The following is a 15,666-nucleotide window of genomic DNA, read 5'->3' on the forward strand; positions in this document are numbered from 1 at the left end:
ATGAATAATTTTCCAAATAATGATTTTGATGTATCGTCTCTAATTTCGATTGGTATTATTATTGTTATTTTAATAATACTAATTTCTTTATTCTTTAGATTCGTACCCGTAGGATTATGGGTGACAGCTTATTTCTCTGGTGCTAAAGTTTCAATCGGTAACTTAGTAGGTATGAGGTTACGTCGAGTTCAACCGTCAGAAATCGTACGTCCACTAATTAAAGCGACAAAAGCTGGACTTACTTTAGATACGAATCAATTAGAGGCGCATCACCTGGCTGGAGGGAATGTCAACTTAGTTGTTGATGCACTGATCGCCGCACAAAGAGCGAATATTGATTTAGAATTTGAACAAGCAGCAGCGATTGACTTAGCTGGACGTAATGTCTTTGAAGCTGTTCAAGTTTCAGTAAATCCGAAAGTAATTGAAACACCTCTTATTTCTGCCGTTGCAATGAATGGTATTGAAGTAAGAGCGAAAGCTAAAGTAACAGTTCGAGCTAATATCGAGCGACTTGTTGGTGGTGCGGGTGAAGAAACAATTATTGCCCGTATCGGTGAGGGGATTGTAACGACTGTTGGTAGTTCAGAAAGTCATTCAAAAGTCCTTGAGAATCCAGATTCGATTTCACAAACAATTCTGCGTAAAGGCTTAGACTCAGGTACTGCTTTTGAAATTCTATCCATTGATATTGCCGACGTGGATGTTGGACGTAACATTGGTGCGAAACTTCAAGCTGATCAAGCGATTGCTGATAAAAACGTTGCACAAGCTAAAGCCGAAGAGCGTAGAGCATTTGCAGTGGCGGAAGAGCAAGAAATGGTTGCCGAAGTACAACGTATGCGTGCGCGTGTTGTTGAAGCCGAAGCTGAAGTACCGTTAGCAATGGCGGAAGCTTTCAAAAAAGGAAATCTTGGTGTCATGGATTACTACAACATGAAAAATATAGAATCAGACACTTCAATGCGTGATTCAATTGCAAAAGGAACGAATTCATCCGAAGAAGGTAGAGAATAATGAATTTTCTAGTTGGAGTTTGGATAATTTACTTATTAGGTTCGTTTCTATTTTCAGTGTTTGCACCAAGGATTAGAAATCAACAACATAAGAATTTTCAAGATTCAGAGATTGAAAATCATGAATCGGTAGAGAAACCCATTACCAAGCCAACAAATAAAGAAGAGTTACAACGTAAGTCTGATATTCGAGCTCGAAATGAACGAGTTCAGGCCATGCGAAAAAGACATAATAATCAGAGTGACAATCCGAAGTTAGTGAAGAACATGTCTTTAAACCAATTAAATAATAGTTTAAAAAAAGCTAATAATGCTTTAGGAAATACTAAAGCATCCCCTGGGCAAAGTTTTGAATCACAGGATGATTATCAAGTTGATTTTACAAAAATCGCAGATTATGATAATCCTATTGATCATTCATATATGGAAGGGGAAAGTCGCGAGCAATATTTAAATGAATTAGAGAATTGGTACGCGGATGATTCAATTGAAGATGTTTCATGGATGGAACTGGATAACACTAATATCCTCCAAGATGAACATACTCAAAAAGCGTCTAGACCTAAAAACCAAACCGTCAATCATATGTATCACTCTATGAGAGATGGGGCAAAGTTAAGAGAAATGATGATTTTCAATGAAATAATTAACAAGCCCAAGAGTCTTCGACATAAATAATTGAATGACAAAAGATGCGAACGAAACCAATGTAAATTTGGAAGAGTTCGCATTTTTTACATTTATGTATACATAAGCTAAATAAAAACATCAAACTAGCTTGCATAATGCGAAAGTATATAGTAATATAGTCCGTGGTGTAAAACCAAAAACACACGAATAATGATAATTTAACGGGTGCTCTCCTCGGAGAGACGTTTTGTTAGTTGATTTATTCGGAGGAAAACAAAACCAAAGGAGAATGATAATTATGGCAGTTATTTCAATGAAACAATTGTTAGAAGCTGGTGTGCATTTCGGACACCAAACACGTCGCTGGAACCCAAAAATGAAACCTTACATCTTTACGGAGCGTAACGGTATTTATATTATTGACTTACAAAAAACAGTTAAGTTAGTTGATAAAGCGTATAACTTTATGCGTGACGAAGCAGCTAATGGAGCGGTTGTATTATTTGTAGGTACTAAAAAACAAGCACAAGGTGCAATTGACGAACAAGCAAAACGTGCTGGTCAATACTACATTAACCACCGTTGGTTAGGTGGATTATTAACTAACTGGGAAACAATCCAACAAAGTATCCGTCGTCTAAAATCTATTGAAAAAATGGAAGAAGATGGAACATTTGATGTATTACCTAAAAAAGAAGTATTACAATTACGTAAAGAATTAGATCGTTTAGAGCAAAACCTTGGTGGTATTAAAGATATGCCTCGTATTCCAGATGTAATCTTTATTGTTGATCCACGCAAAGAACACATTGCAATCCAAGAAGCTAAAAAATTAAATATTCCATTAGTTGGAATGGTTGATACAAACTGTGATCCAGATGAAATTGACTATGTTATTCCATCAAATGACGATGCTATTCGTGCGATTAAATTAATCACATCTGCAATGGCTGACGCAGTTCTTGAAGGAAACCAAGGACATAGTGAAGATGATTCAGAAGAAAAATCTGACAAAGAATTTTTCGATAACTTATTTGATTCTGAAGAAGAAGCTACTACTGCAGATTCAACAGAAGCTTAGTAATTAGATTATTCACAGCTGTCTTAATTCAGGACGTTACACAGGTCTAAAAACCTTGCCCTGTGTTAGGACAGCTTTTTATTTTGACTTTAAAATATCAAGGAGGATTTGAGTTTAATGGCTAAAATTAGTGCAAAACAAGTTAAAGAACTACGCGAAATGACTGGTGTAGGTATGATGGACGCGAAAAAAGCGTTGGTTGAAGTTGACGGAGATATGGATAAAGCGGTAGACTTTTTAAGAGAAAAAGGTTTATCTAAAGCTGCTAAAAAAGCAAGCCGTATTGCTGCAGAAGGTTTAGCTGCAACAAGTATCAATGGAAACACAGCTGCAATTATCGAAGTTAACTCAGAAACTGACTTTGTTTCTAAAAACGAAGAATTCGTAAATATTGTTAACACAATCGCTGATGCAGTTGCTGCTAACAAACCAGCTACAATGGAAGAAGCTAACGCTATCGAAGTTGACGGCAAAACAATTGCTGACATCGTATTAGAAGCAACTAATAAAATCGGTGAGAAAATTTCTTTCCGTCGTTTCTCTATCTTAGAAAAAACAGATAACGATACTTTTGGTGAGTACATCCATGGTGGTGGACAAATCGCTGTTATCACATTAATCGAAGGATTATCTGATGAAGATGTAGCGAAGGATGTTTCAATGCACGTTGCTGCAATCCAACCAAAATACGTTAACCGTGACGAAGTTCCTGCAGAAGAATTAGATCACGAGAAAAAAGTTCAAACTGAAATCGCATTAAACGAAGGTAAACCAGCTAATATCGTTGAAAAAATGATCGATGGACGTATGAACAAATTCTTAGCTGAAATTAGCTTAAACGAACAACCATTTGTTAAAGATAACGATCAAACAGTTGGTAAATACGTTGGTGATAAAGGCGGAACAATCAAACAATTCATTCGTTTCACTGTTGGTGAAGGAATCGAAAAACGCCAAGACAACTTCGCTGAAGAAGTTGCTGCTCAAATGAAAAAAGATTAATTTTATACCTTTAGCCCCAGTTTCCTGGGGCTATTTTTAAAGAAACGATTACGATTAAGAAAGGCAGTATGATATGACTAAAGAAACAACAAAATACAAACGTGTAATTTTAAAGCTTAGTGGAGAAGCAATTGCTGGAAAACAAGGCTTTGGAATCCATCCAGATACAATTAAAGAAATGGTAGAAGAACTTAAGGATATTCATGACTTAGGTGTTGAAATTGCCATTGTTGTAGGTGGAGGAAATATCTGGCGTGGTACAATCGGTGAAGAAATGGGAATGGAACGTGCTCAAGCTGATTACATGGGAATGTTAGCAACCGTAATGAATGCTTTAGCATTACAAGATGTATTAGAGAATAGCGGTGTCCCAACACGTGTACAAACTTCTGTAGAGATGCGTCAAATCGCAGAGCCGTATATTCGTCGTCGTGCAATTCGCCATCTTGAAAAAGGCCGTGTAGTCATCTTTGCTGGTGGAACAGGGAATCCTTACTTTACAACAGACACAACTGCAGCTTTACGTGCGGCTGAGATTAATGCAGATGTTATCCTTATGGCTAAAAATAATGTTGATGGTGTTTATGACTCGGATCCAAAAGAGAACAAAGCTGCCGTTAAGTATGATAACTTAACTCATCTTGATGTTATTTCTAAAGGCTTGAAAGTTATGGATTCTACTGCTAGTTCATTAAGTATGGATAATGACATACCTTTAGTTGTATTTAACTTAAATGAATCAGGAAATATTCGTCGCGTTATTCTTGGCGAAAATATCGGAACGACAGTTGAAGCAAAACTAAAAAATCAATAATACAAATTTTTAAGATTAATATTTTTTACGATAGTTAGTGATAAACATATCATGTCTATCAGAATGTCTGATTTAATACTCTTTGTACTTAAAATATGGTATAATGAGTTAAATTGAACTATAGAGTATTATTAGGAGGATCTTTTTATGACACCGAGTGAAATTTTATCAACAACAAAACAAAGAATGAACAAATCCGTTGAAGCTTATCAACGCGAAATTGCTTCAATTCGTGCTGGTCGTGCGAATGCAAGTATATTAGACCGAGTTAATGTTAATTATTATGGTGTGCCAACACCATTGAATCAACTTGCGGGTATTTCAAGTCCAGAGGCAAGAATGTTAGTTATATCACCTTATGATAAATCTAGCTTAACTGATATTGAAAAAGCTATTTTACAAAGTGATATCGGTATTACACCATCAAATGACGGAGACGTGATTCGTCTTGTAATTCCAGCACTGACGAAAGAAAGACGTGCAGAATTAGCGAAAGTTGTCGGAAAAGAACAAGAAAATGCAAAAGTTTCTATCCGAAATATTCGTCGTGATATTATTGATTCAGTTAAAAAACTTGAAAAAGCAAAAGAGTTAACTGAAGATGATGTAAAAGATTATGAATCAGATATCCAAAAAATAACTGATGACTCAACAAAAAGAATTGAAGAATTAACAAAAGAAAAAGAGGATGAGATTTTTAACGATTAATTAAATAATCGTCCTAATGATTGCTGTTGATTTTGTTTCAAATTGAAAATACTTTTATCTGAAAGGTTATATCAACTTTTCAAGATAAAAGTATTTTTTTGTTTTCATGATTATTATTCGTAATTTAACATTATTTTGGTATAATACTAAGGATGATTATTTAAAAGGGAGTATTTTATGAATAATGAATTTGAAACAGTTCCCAAGCACATTGCAATTATAATGGATGGAAATGGACGCTGGGCTAAGAAAAGATTTTTACCACGCGTAGCTGGACATCGAAAAGGTGTTCAAGCAATTAAAAAAATAACAATTAGAGCGAATGAGCTTAATATTAAATTAATTACAATGTATGCTTTTTCAACAGAAAATTGGGGTCGTCCTAAAGATGAAGTGGACTTTCTGATGAAATTACCGAAGGAATTTTTTAACGAATTTCTACCTGAATTAATTGATAATAACATACGAATTGAAGTGATTGGTGACACAGATGCACTTCCTGAAGAAACTAAAGGCATCTTAAATTCAGCCATTGAAGATACTAAACATTGTACTGGAATGGTATTAAACTTTGCATTGAATTATGGCTCACGACAAGAAATTACAAGTGCAGTAAAAAATATTATAACCGAAATTCAAAACGATAATATTGATATAAATGATGTGTCGGAAGACTTAATTAATAAACATTTAATGACAAGTCGTTATAATGAATTTAGTGATCCAGATTTAATTATTCGAACAAGTGGCGAAGAGCGTTTAAGCAATTTCCTATTGTGGCAAGCAGCCTATAGTGAATTTTACTTTACGGATGTGTTATGGCCTGACTTTAATGAGGATGAACTTGATAAGGCTATTAAAACTTATAACGGTAGACAACGACGATTTGGAAAAATTTAGTAGTTACCTGTCGTCTTAAGTCTTAGGAGGAATAATTTTGATTGTAAGAATTAGAAGTGCCGTCATAGCACTTGCACTTTATATCCCATTCTTATTATTAGGTGGCGGTTATTATGCATTTGCGATGTGGGTCATTGGAATTGTAGGATTATTTGAATTTGCCGAAATGCAGAAATTAAATATTGTTAACCATATTGGGTTTTTTTCTGTTGTTGGTTTAACTTCTTTACTTATACCTCAAATGTATATGCCAGAATTTATGAATCAGGGCAATCCAGAGTATTTATTTTACATTTGTAGTTTAATTTTGCTAGTATTTACTGTGTTCAACCATCGGAAATTTAATTTCGGTCACGCCGCTATTATGGTGTTTGCATGTATTTATATCGGTTATGGTTTTAGATTTTTAATACTATTTCGCGAGATGGGGCTAGAAACAATTCTATACTTACTAGTCGTAGTTTGGTCAACGGATTCAGGTGCATACTTCGTCGGTAGAAAATTTGGAAGCAGACCACTGGCGCCTGAGATTAGCCCGAATAAGACAGTTGAAGGAATGATTGGTGGGGTTTTAACAGCACTACTTGTAGCGAGTATATTTGTTGCTATATTCCAACCAGCCTTAGGTGCAGTGAATCAAGTATGGATATTAACAATCATTGTGTCACTATTTGGACAATTTGGTGATTTAGTGGAATCAGCGTTTAAACGCTATTTCAATGTCAAAGATTCGGGTAAATTTTTACCGGGTCATGGCGGTATGTTAGACCGATTTGATAGTTTAATTTTCGCAAGTTTTATTATGATGTTTTGGATAAATTTATTTAGATAGGATGGTTACTATTGACGACTTTACTAGTATTTTTAGTCATATTTTCGATAATTGTAGTTATACATGAGTTTGGACATTATTTTTTCGCAAAGCGAGCAGGGATTTTAGTTAGAGAATTTGCGTTAGGAATGGGTCCTAAATTATTTTCTAAACAGGGGAAAGATGGAACGACATATACAGTCAGATTGTTACCACTTGGTGGTTACGTTCGTCTAGCTGGATTGTATGAAGAAGATGAGATTCAAGCTGGAATGGAAGTTGGTTTAGAAATTAATGATAATGATCAAGTGTCATTGATTAATTTATCGGATAACTTTTCAGTAGACGAGATGCCAGTTAGAGTTGACAATGTTGATTTAATAGATGAGATGTTCATCGAAGCCGTTCCAGTTGGTCAAACGGATATCGTAAGATACTCAGTGGCAAAGAAAGCAAACATTATTGAAGCGGATGGAACTAAATTACCAGTCGCTCCACGTGAAATGCGTTATGAAAGTGCAAGTGTTTGGAACAAGATGATTACTAACTTTGCAGGACCAATGAATAACTTCATATTATCCATAATTGCTTTTACAATTGTGGCTTTTATGATTGGTATTCCAAATACGGATAGTGTCATTGGAGAAGTTGTTGATGGATCTGTCGCTCAAGAAGCAGGTTTAGTAGATGGCGATAGAGTGACAGAAGTTGATGGTCAATCTGTAAGTGAATGGTCCGATTTAGTCTTATTAATTCAAGAAAGACCGAATGAAGAATTACCAATGACCGTAGAACGCGAGAATGAAACGGTTGATACAGTTGTGGATGTTCAAGCTGTGACAGATGAACAATCTGGTAACGAAATTGGACAAATTGGTATTATTGCGGATAGAGAGTTTGGTTTTGGAAGTAGTATCACTTATGGTGTGACAGCGACTTGGGGAATCATCACTGGCGTATTAGGAGTTATCGGTAGTATGATTACGAGTGGCTTCAATATTAATAACTTTGGTGGTCCAGTAGCCATGGCTCAGATGACTGATCAAGTTGTCAGTCTAGGTTTACCGGTAATAGTCAACTTCTTAGCAATGCTTTCTGCTAACTTAGGAGTATTCAACTTATTACCAATACCAGCTTTAGACGGTGGTAAGATAGTATTAAATGCCATTGAAGCAGTGAGAGGGAAACCTTTAAGTGAATCAAAAGAAGGAATTATTACTATTATTGGTGTCTTAATCATGGTAGTATTAATGGTTGCTGTAACATGGAATGATATTAATAGAGCGTTTTTCCAATAGGTTTTAATTTGAGGGTGTGTCATCATTATTGATGGTTGCATCCTTAATTTTATCGAAAGGAGTCATTATGGCTGATAAAAGAGAATTATTTGAATTACTTCTCGAACATATACAATTAAATGATGAAGAAATTGTTGAAGAACTTCAACATACTGAAATTGAAACTGTGAATATATTAGCACAGTCAAACCAATGGCATTTTACATTTACTTCGCCAAATCGAATTCATCCAAATGTATATCAAATTTTTCAACATCATATATTAAAAGCATTTGAACATATTGGTAAAGTTGAGACTTGGTGGTTATTTGAAGAGGATTCTTTAGAAACTAATAACATACTTGAATATTGGTACGCTATTATGTCAGTAATAGCACAAGAAAAGCCTTTTATTCGGTCGATCTTATCTCAAGCAAAGTATGAAATTGTTGGCGAATCATTAAGAATTGGATTAGCTAGTGATATTCAAATTAATATGCTAAAAGAAAAATATGAAAGACTATTGTTAGAAAAACTTGAACAAGTCCAAATTACTGACCTTAATTTAGAATATTATGTCGACGAAGAGTTATTACAAGATGAGATTAATGCAGTTCGAGACCGTCAAAGTACTGAAGATGAACAGAGTTTATTAGAAGCTTTAGAAATTCAAGAAAAAAGACAAAAACAAGAGCGAACAGTTGTGCAATCTACCTCTGAAGATATAGGTAAAGATATTCCTAATAAACCGGCATTGCCTATGATTGAATTAGAAGACAATCAATTTAAACAAATTATTGAAGGTTTTATATTCTCGCACGAAATTAAAGATTTGCGTAGTGGGAATCAGCTTTTAATTATGAATATAACTGACTACACGAGTTCAGTAACTGTTAAGTTGATGTCTGGGCGTCGTATTTCTAAAGAGGCTTTGAATCAATTTAGTAAAGGGGAATGGATTCGTCTAGAGGGAGATATGATTCCTGATAATTTCACTTCTGAATTATACTTTAGACCGAGAAGTGTCAGAAAAGTGACAGTCCCTGGCCGTGAAGATAAAGCACCGGCTGATGAAAAGCGTGTCGAATTGCATGCTCATACAAATATGAGCCAATTAGATGCGACAAATTCAGCCACTGATATTGTAACTCAAGCAGCTAAATGGGGACATAAAGCAGTAGCTATTACAGATCACGCTGTTGCACAGGCTTTCCCGGATGCGTATTGGGCAGGTAAAAAACATGGAATAAAAGTAATCTACGGAATTGAAGCATATGTTGTGAATGACGGTGAACCTATCGCATTTAACTTAAGAGATGAGGCTTTAGATGAAGCAACTTATGTTGTATTCGACGTAGAGACAACTGGACTATCATCAGTATATGATGACATCATTGAGCTTGCTGGAGTGAAGATGAGAGAAGGCGAAATCATTGATACTTTTGAAGCCTTTATTAATCCGAACAAACCATTGTCAGCCTTTACTACTGAATTAACAGGTATTACCGATGACATGGTTAAAGATGCTCCAACGGCTAAGCCAGTATTAGAACAATTCCAACAGTTTTGTGGTGATGCCATTCTAGTTGCTCATAATGCAACCTTTGATATTGGGTTCATTAATAAAGGCTATGAACGTGTTGGTTTACCACAGACTGATTTACCAGTGATTGATACTTTAGAATTGTCTCGTTTAGTGAATCCAGAGTATAAATCACACCGATTGAATACTTTGGCTAAGCGTTATAATGTTCAACTAGAACAGCATCACCGCGCGGTGTATGACTCTGAGACAACGGGATATATCTTGATGAAGCTATTAGAACAAGCAAAAGACCAATTTGGGATTGTCAATCATAACCAATTAAACGACCAAATAGGACAGGGCGAGAGTTATAAACAATCAAGACCTTTCCACGCAACCCTTTTAGTTAAGAATCAAGATGGACTGAAAGCTTTATTTAAGCTGATATCTATGTCCAGTACAGAGTATTTCTACCGTGTACCCCGAATTCCAAGATCCGTATTGACCCAATATCGAGATGATTTATTAATTGGAACGGCGTGTTCAACAGGAGAAGTATTCACTGCCATGATGCAAAAAGGGTATGAAGAAGCAAGCGAACTTGTTGATTATTACGACTTTATCGAAGTGCAACCTCCATCAGTTTATGAACCACTCATCAAAGATGATTTGATTCGTAACGAAGCTGACTTAAAACATATTATCAGTGAAATGCTTCGACTAGGTGATGAAAAGAACAAAACGGTTGTTGCGACTGGGAATGTCCATTACCTGGATGAAAAAGATGCAATTTACCGTGAAGTATTGAAGAAATCGATGAAAATCAATGCAAACAGAACTTTACATATGCCAAAAGTTCATTTCAGAACGACAGATGAAATGTTACATGAATTTGCATTCCTTGGTGCTGAAAAAGCCCAAGAAATTGTCGTTGAGAATTCTCAAAAAATTGCTGATTCAATTGAAGAAGTTGCTGTGATTAAAGATGAATTATATCCACCTGTTATTGAAGGCGCTGAAGAAGAGATTACACAAATGAGTTACGATAAAGCTCATGAAATGTACGGGAATCCTCTGCCTGATATCGTTGATAAGCGAATCAAAAAGGAATTGGACAGTATTATATCGAATGGGTTCGCGGTTATTTATTTAATCTCACAAAAATTAGTGCTTAAAAGTAATGATGATGGATATTTAGTTGGTTCTCGTGGATCAGTTGGATCAAGTTTAGTAGCCACCTTAACAGGAATTACTGAAGTGAATCCCTTAGCCGCACACTATTATTGTACAGAATGTCATTATAGTGAGTTTTTCACTAATGGTGAACATAAATCTGGTTATGACCTTCCACCAAAGGCGTGTCCTGATTGTGGTGCTGAATTGAAAAAAGATGGGCAAGATATTCCGTTTGAAACCTTCCTTGGATTCTACGGTGATAAAGTTCCTGATATTGATTTGAACTTCTCAGGGGATTACCAAGCAAAAGCGCATGCGTATACTAAGGAGTTATTCGGTGAAGATTATGTCTTTCGTGCAGGGACAATTGGTACAGTTGCCAATAAAACTGCTCACGGTTACATAAGAGGGTATTTAGAATCATCAGGAGAGCACTTGCCACAAGCTGAAAGAGAACGATTAGCATATGGTATTGAAGGCGCTCGTAGAACAACCGGGCAACATCCGGGTGGTATTATTGTTATCCCTGATTTTATGGATGTGTACGACTTTACACCTGTGCAATATCCAGCGGATGATGTAAATGCTGAGTGGAAGACCACTCACTTCGATTTCCATTCTATTGATGCCAATGTCTTAAAACTTGATATTCTTGGTCACGATGATCCGACTATGATTCGTATGTTACAAGATTTAAGTGGTATTGACCCAATGGATATTCCACCCGTAGATGAAAAAGTAATGCAAATCTTTAGTGGAACAGAAGTCTTGGGAGTAACGCCTGAACAAATAAACTCTGATACGGGAACGCTTGGAGTGCCAGAGTTTGGTACAGGCTTCGTGCGAGGTATGGTCTCAGAAACAAAACCTAAAACTTTTGCGGAATTACTTCAAATCTCTGGACTTTCACATGGGACAGATGTTTGGTTAGGAAATGCTCAAGAATTAATTAAAAATAATGTTGTAGAACTATCTGATGTAATTGGTTGTCGTGATGATATTATGACGACTTTAATCCAATATGGTTTAGAAGATGGGACAGCCTTCCAAATTATGGAGCATGTGCGTAAAGGAAAAGGGATTCCTGATGAATGGCAAGCCGATATGCGAAGTAACAATGTTCCAGAATGGTACATTGACTCTTGTTTAAAAATTAAGTATATGTTCCCGAAAGCCCATGCGGCTGCTTATGTTCTGATGGCCTTGCGTGTAGCTTACTTTAAAGTGTATTATCCAATGTACTATTACGCTGCATATTTCTCAATTCGTGCGAAAGACTTTGATTTAGTTGCTATGCATCAAGGGAAAGAAATGGTCAAAAGACGTGTCCGTGAAATTAATGACAAAGGCTTTGGAGCAACAAATAAAGAAAAAGAATTAGTGACAGAACTAGAGATAGCGAATGAAATGTTAGAACGTGGATTTAAATTCCAAATGATTAATATTGAAAAATCTGACTCGAAACATTTCATCATCGAAGGAGATTCGTTAATTCCACCATTTAGAGCCGTTCCTGGTTTAGGTAATAACGTAGCTGAACAAATTGTGAAAGCACGTCAAGAAGCACCATTCTTATCAAAAGAAGATTTACAAAAGCGTGGTAAAGTTTCAAAAACAGTACTAGCTTTCTTAGACGATAATGGCGTCTTAGAAGGATTACCAGATGAAGATCAGCTCAGCTTATTTTAAATATTGAATAATTTACACTTCTTTTTAAGTTTTCTAACCTAAAAAGAAGTTTTTTTATGTAAATATCAATAATTATCTCTAAAACGAAATTATTTTCAAAAACCAGACCTTTTCATTTGCATAACCATTTGAATGTCGTTAGAATATAATAGTAATCAAAATTATTTTAAGGAGATGTTATTCTTATGACAAAAATTGGAGTAGTAGTAGGTAGCTTACGTAAAGAATCATATGCTCGTAAATGGTCGGTAGCATTAGCTGAGTTATTCCCAGCAGATGTAGAAGTAGAATTCTTAGAAATTGGGAACCTACCATTATATAACGAAGAATACGATGAAAACAACCCAAGCGAATATACTGAATTCCGTAACGCTGTATCAGCACAAGATGCAATTATTTTTGCGACACCAGAATATAACCGTTCAACTTCTGGGGTATTAAAAAATGCCATTGATGTTGCTTCTCGTCCTTGGGGACAAAGTGTATGGGCTGGTAAACCAGCTTTAATCCTAGGTCACTCTATTTCCAATATTAGTGGTGCGAACGCTGTTCAATCACTACGTCCTACATTAGCATTCTTAGATATGCCAGTATTAGGTCAACCAGAAGTTTACTTAGCAAATTCACAAAACTTCTTTGATGAAGACGGTAAATTAAATAATGAAGAAACACGTGGTTTCTTACAAACAGTTGCGGATGCATTTATCGCACATATCGAAAAAAACACTAAATAATTAACTAAAACAATTATTCTTAGTTGATTAATAAAACGCACGTAGAAGGTAAGTGAGAACTTACTTTCTACGCGCGTTTTTGTTTATATTAGAACAGCTCCTACAAACGGTATCGTTTGTAGGAGCTGTATTGGTTATATTATTTATAATTAGTTACTTTCATCCTCAAGACTTGCTTCATATTCTTCTAATAATATCCAAGCAGGAATATGACCACCATTTGAAATTTTTTCAATATAGTCGGCTACATCGTCAGATTGATATAAATCTACAATATATTGGTATAGTGGGTTGTCTTGATCTTCTTCACGAACTGTAATGGTGTTTAAGCGATTATAATTAAATGTTTCTGTATTGTGGCCATAAGAATAGATAGCATCATTTGGTTCAAAGTCAGTACTTTCTAAGTAGACCTGATGAATCACTCCCATATCAACATCTGCCATGGCAGATGGAATTTGAGCAGCTTCCAATTCAATGATTTCATAATTATTTGGATTTTCAACGATGTCATTCACAGTAGGTAAGGCATCAATTGATTCATCTAGTTTAACAAGATCAGCATAATCTAAGATTTGTAAGGCGTAAGAGCTACTTGCCAAATCATTTGGAATAGCAATGATCGCCCCTTCAGGTAAATCATCAATAGAATTATGCTTTTCAGAAAAGAAACGCAATGGAGTAGCAAAAGTATTTCCAATAGAAACTAAATTTGTTTCATTTGCATCATTCCAATCATTTAAGAAGTCAGTATGTTGATAAGCATTCATATCCAATGAGCCATCAACTAAAGAAATATTAGGCGTATTATAGTCAGTAAACAAGACTATGTCTAATTCAATGCCATCTTCCGCAGCCTTATCAGCAACAAACTCCCATATATCGGCCAGTTCTTCACCAACCGTACCGATAGTCACAGTTTCACCTGCAAATTCCTCAGAATTTACCTCAGCTTTTGCAGGAGCCATTGGCCCAAAGACTAAAAATAACAATAAACTAAAAAGCAACAGTTTTATACTTTTTTTCATTTATATAAACATCCCTTCTATTCAATATGAATAGTATTATAGCACAGCCTATTAACTATAAGGAATATAAGTGCTCTGAAATAAATGTAACAGATACTGAAAATACAATATAACAGGTTAATGCATTTTTATTCACATGGCAAAGCTATATACTAAATTTAATTGAATCAAACACTGTTTTATTAATAGAATATTATTGTGAAAAGTATAACAAACTACTGGATTTGCCAAAAAAATATGCTATAATAAGTTTATAAGAAAAATATATAGCTTAAAGGGGAGAATTGTAATGGGAAGAAAGGTTCAGACATTTAATTTTCATTTTCATAATGGTGGTCAATGGGAAATTCCAGTAGAATTAGTCGGCGATATTTGGATTAAACGTGTTTCAACAAGTTTAGGTAGAATTAATGATGGAGAAATTGTTGAGATTCATCCTTCAGAAGCTTTCAGAATGGAATTACTACCTGAAGCAGATACTTTTCAAACAACAGACATTAATCAAGGTGGGCTAGAAGCTGGAATGTTTGAGACTGTGATTAAAAATCAAGATATCGAACGATTAACAGTCGTATGGGATAACGATGATAGTGAAGAAGTTTACTTCCCATTTGAAGTAACTGAAGAGAGTGGCACAGTGAACAAATTCATGTCAGGAAAAATCCAAGATGGAAAACTATTTTTAGTTATCGATGTAAATAATCATGTTAATGATATTTACCCAAATTAATTTAAACTAGAACCTTTGATCATATTTGATTGAAGGTTTTTTTATTTGATGAATTGTAAAATTAAGTGCGACAAATAAAGAAACCCATAACAGGTTCGTGTAAAATGTTAGTAACGACAAAAACATAAACACGGAGGTCTGTTATGAGCTACACACATCTTACCATAGAGGAACGTTCAAAAATAGAAATACTCTATCAAGAAGGTTATAAAATTAATCGCATTGCCCAATTAATCGGGCGCCATCGGTCAACGATTTATAGAGAACTTAAACGATGCCCTTCAGATCAATACCAAGCTAAGGATACCCATGAAGGTGCCAATCAACGTGCACGTCTTAAGGGTAGAAATCCTAAGTACACGGTCGAGCTACTTAAAGACATTCAAGATAAATTAGAACGTACATGGTCACCTGAACAAATTGTTGGACGAGACTATCAGGGAAAACTTACCTAAGGAAGCTTTAAAGTCCTTTACCTCAGATCGAGGAAAAGAATTTGCTTGTTATCCTGAGGTCGAAGCAGCAGGGATTGATTTTTATTTTGC

General features: G+C 35.3%; 13 protein-coding genes and 1 pseudogene. 13 read left to right on the top strand and 1 reads right to left on the bottom strand.

What is annotated here, in order from left to right; genetic code table 11:
- From floA to ACFO5Y_RS01245, 11 genes are all read left to right on the top strand, one after another.
- Positions 1-1,017 (top strand): flotillin-like protein FloA, encoded by a 1,017-nt coding sequence (floA, locus tag ACFO5Y_RS01195; RefSeq protein WP_197104448.1) that lies wholly within the window; start codon positions 1-3, stop codon positions 1,015-1,017.
- The gene (locus ACFO5Y_RS01200) at positions 1,017-1,694 is read left to right on the top strand and encodes a hypothetical protein (protein WP_197104447.1); all 678 of its coding nucleotides are present in this window, start codon (positions 1,017-1,019) and stop codon (positions 1,692-1,694) included. The genes floA and ACFO5Y_RS01200 overlap by 1 nt, the downstream gene beginning before the upstream one ends.
- Positions 1,695-1,944: 250 nt before the next feature.
- Positions 1,945-2,727: a 30S ribosomal protein S2 gene (gene rpsB / locus ACFO5Y_RS01205; protein WP_138404893.1), complete on the top strand. Its 783-nt coding sequence runs from the start codon at positions 1,945-1,947 to the stop codon at positions 2,725-2,727.
- A gap of 117 nt (positions 2,728-2,844) precedes the next feature.
- Positions 2,845-3,729, top strand: coding sequence for a translation elongation factor Ts (gene tsf, locus ACFO5Y_RS01210; protein WP_138404892.1), 885 nt, complete (start codon positions 2,845-2,847; stop codon positions 3,727-3,729).
- Between the two features lie 73 nt (positions 3,730-3,802).
- On the top strand, positions 3,803-4,543 hold the full coding sequence (gene pyrH, locus ACFO5Y_RS01215) for a UMP kinase (protein ID WP_197104446.1): 741 nt from the start codon (positions 3,803-3,805) through the stop codon (positions 4,541-4,543).
- A gap of 147 nt (positions 4,544-4,690) precedes the next feature.
- On the top strand, positions 4,691-5,251 hold the full coding sequence (frr, locus tag ACFO5Y_RS01220; protein ID WP_138404890.1) for a ribosome recycling factor: 561 nt from the start codon (positions 4,691-4,693) through the stop codon (positions 5,249-5,251).
- A gap of 177 nt (positions 5,252-5,428) precedes the next feature.
- Complete coding sequence (locus ACFO5Y_RS01225; RefSeq protein WP_197104445.1) at positions 5,429-6,151, top strand: isoprenyl transferase; 723 nt, start codon at positions 5,429-5,431, stop codon at positions 6,149-6,151.
- Positions 6,152-6,188: 37 nt separating this feature from the next.
- Positions 6,189-6,983, top strand: coding sequence for a phosphatidate cytidylyltransferase (locus ACFO5Y_RS01230; protein WP_197104444.1), 795 nt, complete (start codon positions 6,189-6,191; stop codon positions 6,981-6,983).
- Positions 6,984-6,994: 11 nt separating this feature from the next.
- Entirely contained in the window at positions 6,995-8,260 is a 1,266-nt protein-coding gene (gene rseP, locus ACFO5Y_RS01235) for an RIP metalloprotease RseP (RefSeq protein ID WP_197104443.1), read from the top strand.
- A 67-nt stretch (positions 8,261-8,327) separates the two neighbouring features.
- Positions 8,328-12,629, top strand: a complete 4,302-nt coding sequence (locus ACFO5Y_RS01240) for a PolC-type DNA polymerase III (RefSeq protein WP_197104442.1) — start codon at positions 8,328-8,330, stop codon at positions 12,627-12,629.
- Positions 12,630-12,814: 185 nt separating this feature from the next.
- On the top strand, positions 12,815-13,363 hold the full coding sequence (locus ACFO5Y_RS01245; RefSeq protein ID WP_197104441.1) for an NADPH-dependent FMN reductase: 549 nt from the start codon (positions 12,815-12,817) through the stop codon (positions 13,361-13,363).
- A 149-nt stretch (positions 13,364-13,512) separates the two neighbouring features.
- Here ACFO5Y_RS01245 and ACFO5Y_RS01250 read toward each other — a convergent pair whose 3' ends face one another.
- Positions 13,513-14,391 carry a MetQ/NlpA family ABC transporter substrate-binding protein gene (locus tag ACFO5Y_RS01250; RefSeq protein WP_197104440.1) on the bottom strand — a complete coding sequence of 293 codons (879 nt, stop codon included), beginning with the start codon at positions 14,389-14,391 and terminating at the stop codon, positions 13,513-13,515.
- A 289-nt stretch (positions 14,392-14,680) separates the two neighbouring features.
- Here ACFO5Y_RS01250 and ACFO5Y_RS01255 point away from each other — a divergent pair, with 289 nt between their 5' ends.
- Together ACFO5Y_RS01255 and ACFO5Y_RS01260 are read left to right on the top strand one after the other, a co-directional pair.
- A complete protein-coding gene (locus tag ACFO5Y_RS01255) occupies positions 14,681-15,121 on the top strand; it encodes a hypothetical protein (RefSeq protein ID WP_197104439.1) in 441 nt (146 codons plus the stop codon).
- Between the two features lie 143 nt (positions 15,122-15,264).
- Positions 15,265-15,666, top strand: a pseudogene (locus tag ACFO5Y_RS01260) (transposase); the annotation flags it as partial.

It is taken from the genome of Ruoffia tabacinasalis (assembly GCF_042652985.1).
Classification (GTDB): domain Bacteria; phylum Bacillota; class Bacilli; order Lactobacillales; family Aerococcaceae; genus Ruoffia; species Ruoffia tabacinasalis.

Bases quoted from the DNA above. Each gene is read 5' to 3' on its own strand.
- floA (WP_197104448.1), top strand. From the start codon at position 1: ATGAATAATTTTCCAAATAATGATTTTGATGTATCGTCTCTAATTTCG.
- ACFO5Y_RS01200 (WP_197104447.1), top strand. From the start codon at position 1,017: ATGAATTTTCTAGTTGGAGTTTGGATAATTTACTTATTAGGTTCGTTT.
- rpsB (WP_138404893.1), top strand. From the start codon at position 1,945: ATGGCAGTTATTTCAATGAAACAATTGTTAGAAGCTGGTGTGCATTTC.
- tsf (WP_138404892.1), top strand. From the start codon at position 2,845: ATGGCTAAAATTAGTGCAAAACAAGTTAAAGAACTACGCGAAATGACT.
- pyrH (WP_197104446.1), top strand. From the start codon at position 3,803: ATGACTAAAGAAACAACAAAATACAAACGTGTAATTTTAAAGCTTAGT.
- frr (WP_138404890.1), top strand. From the start codon at position 4,691: ATGACACCGAGTGAAATTTTATCAACAACAAAACAAAGAATGAACAAA.
- ACFO5Y_RS01225 (WP_197104445.1), top strand. From the start codon at position 5,429: ATGAATAATGAATTTGAAACAGTTCCCAAGCACATTGCAATTATAATG.
- ACFO5Y_RS01240 (WP_197104442.1), top strand. From the start codon at position 8,328: ATGGCTGATAAAAGAGAATTATTTGAATTACTTCTCGAACATATACAA.
- ACFO5Y_RS01245 (WP_197104441.1), top strand. From the start codon at position 12,815: ATGACAAAAATTGGAGTAGTAGTAGGTAGCTTACGTAAAGAATCATAT.
- ACFO5Y_RS01250 (WP_197104440.1), bottom strand. From the start codon at position 14,391: ATGAAAAAAAGTATAAAACTGTTGCTTTTTAGTTTATTGTTATTTTTA.
- ACFO5Y_RS01255 (WP_197104439.1), top strand. From the start codon at position 14,681: ATGGGAAGAAAGGTTCAGACATTTAATTTTCATTTTCATAATGGTGGT.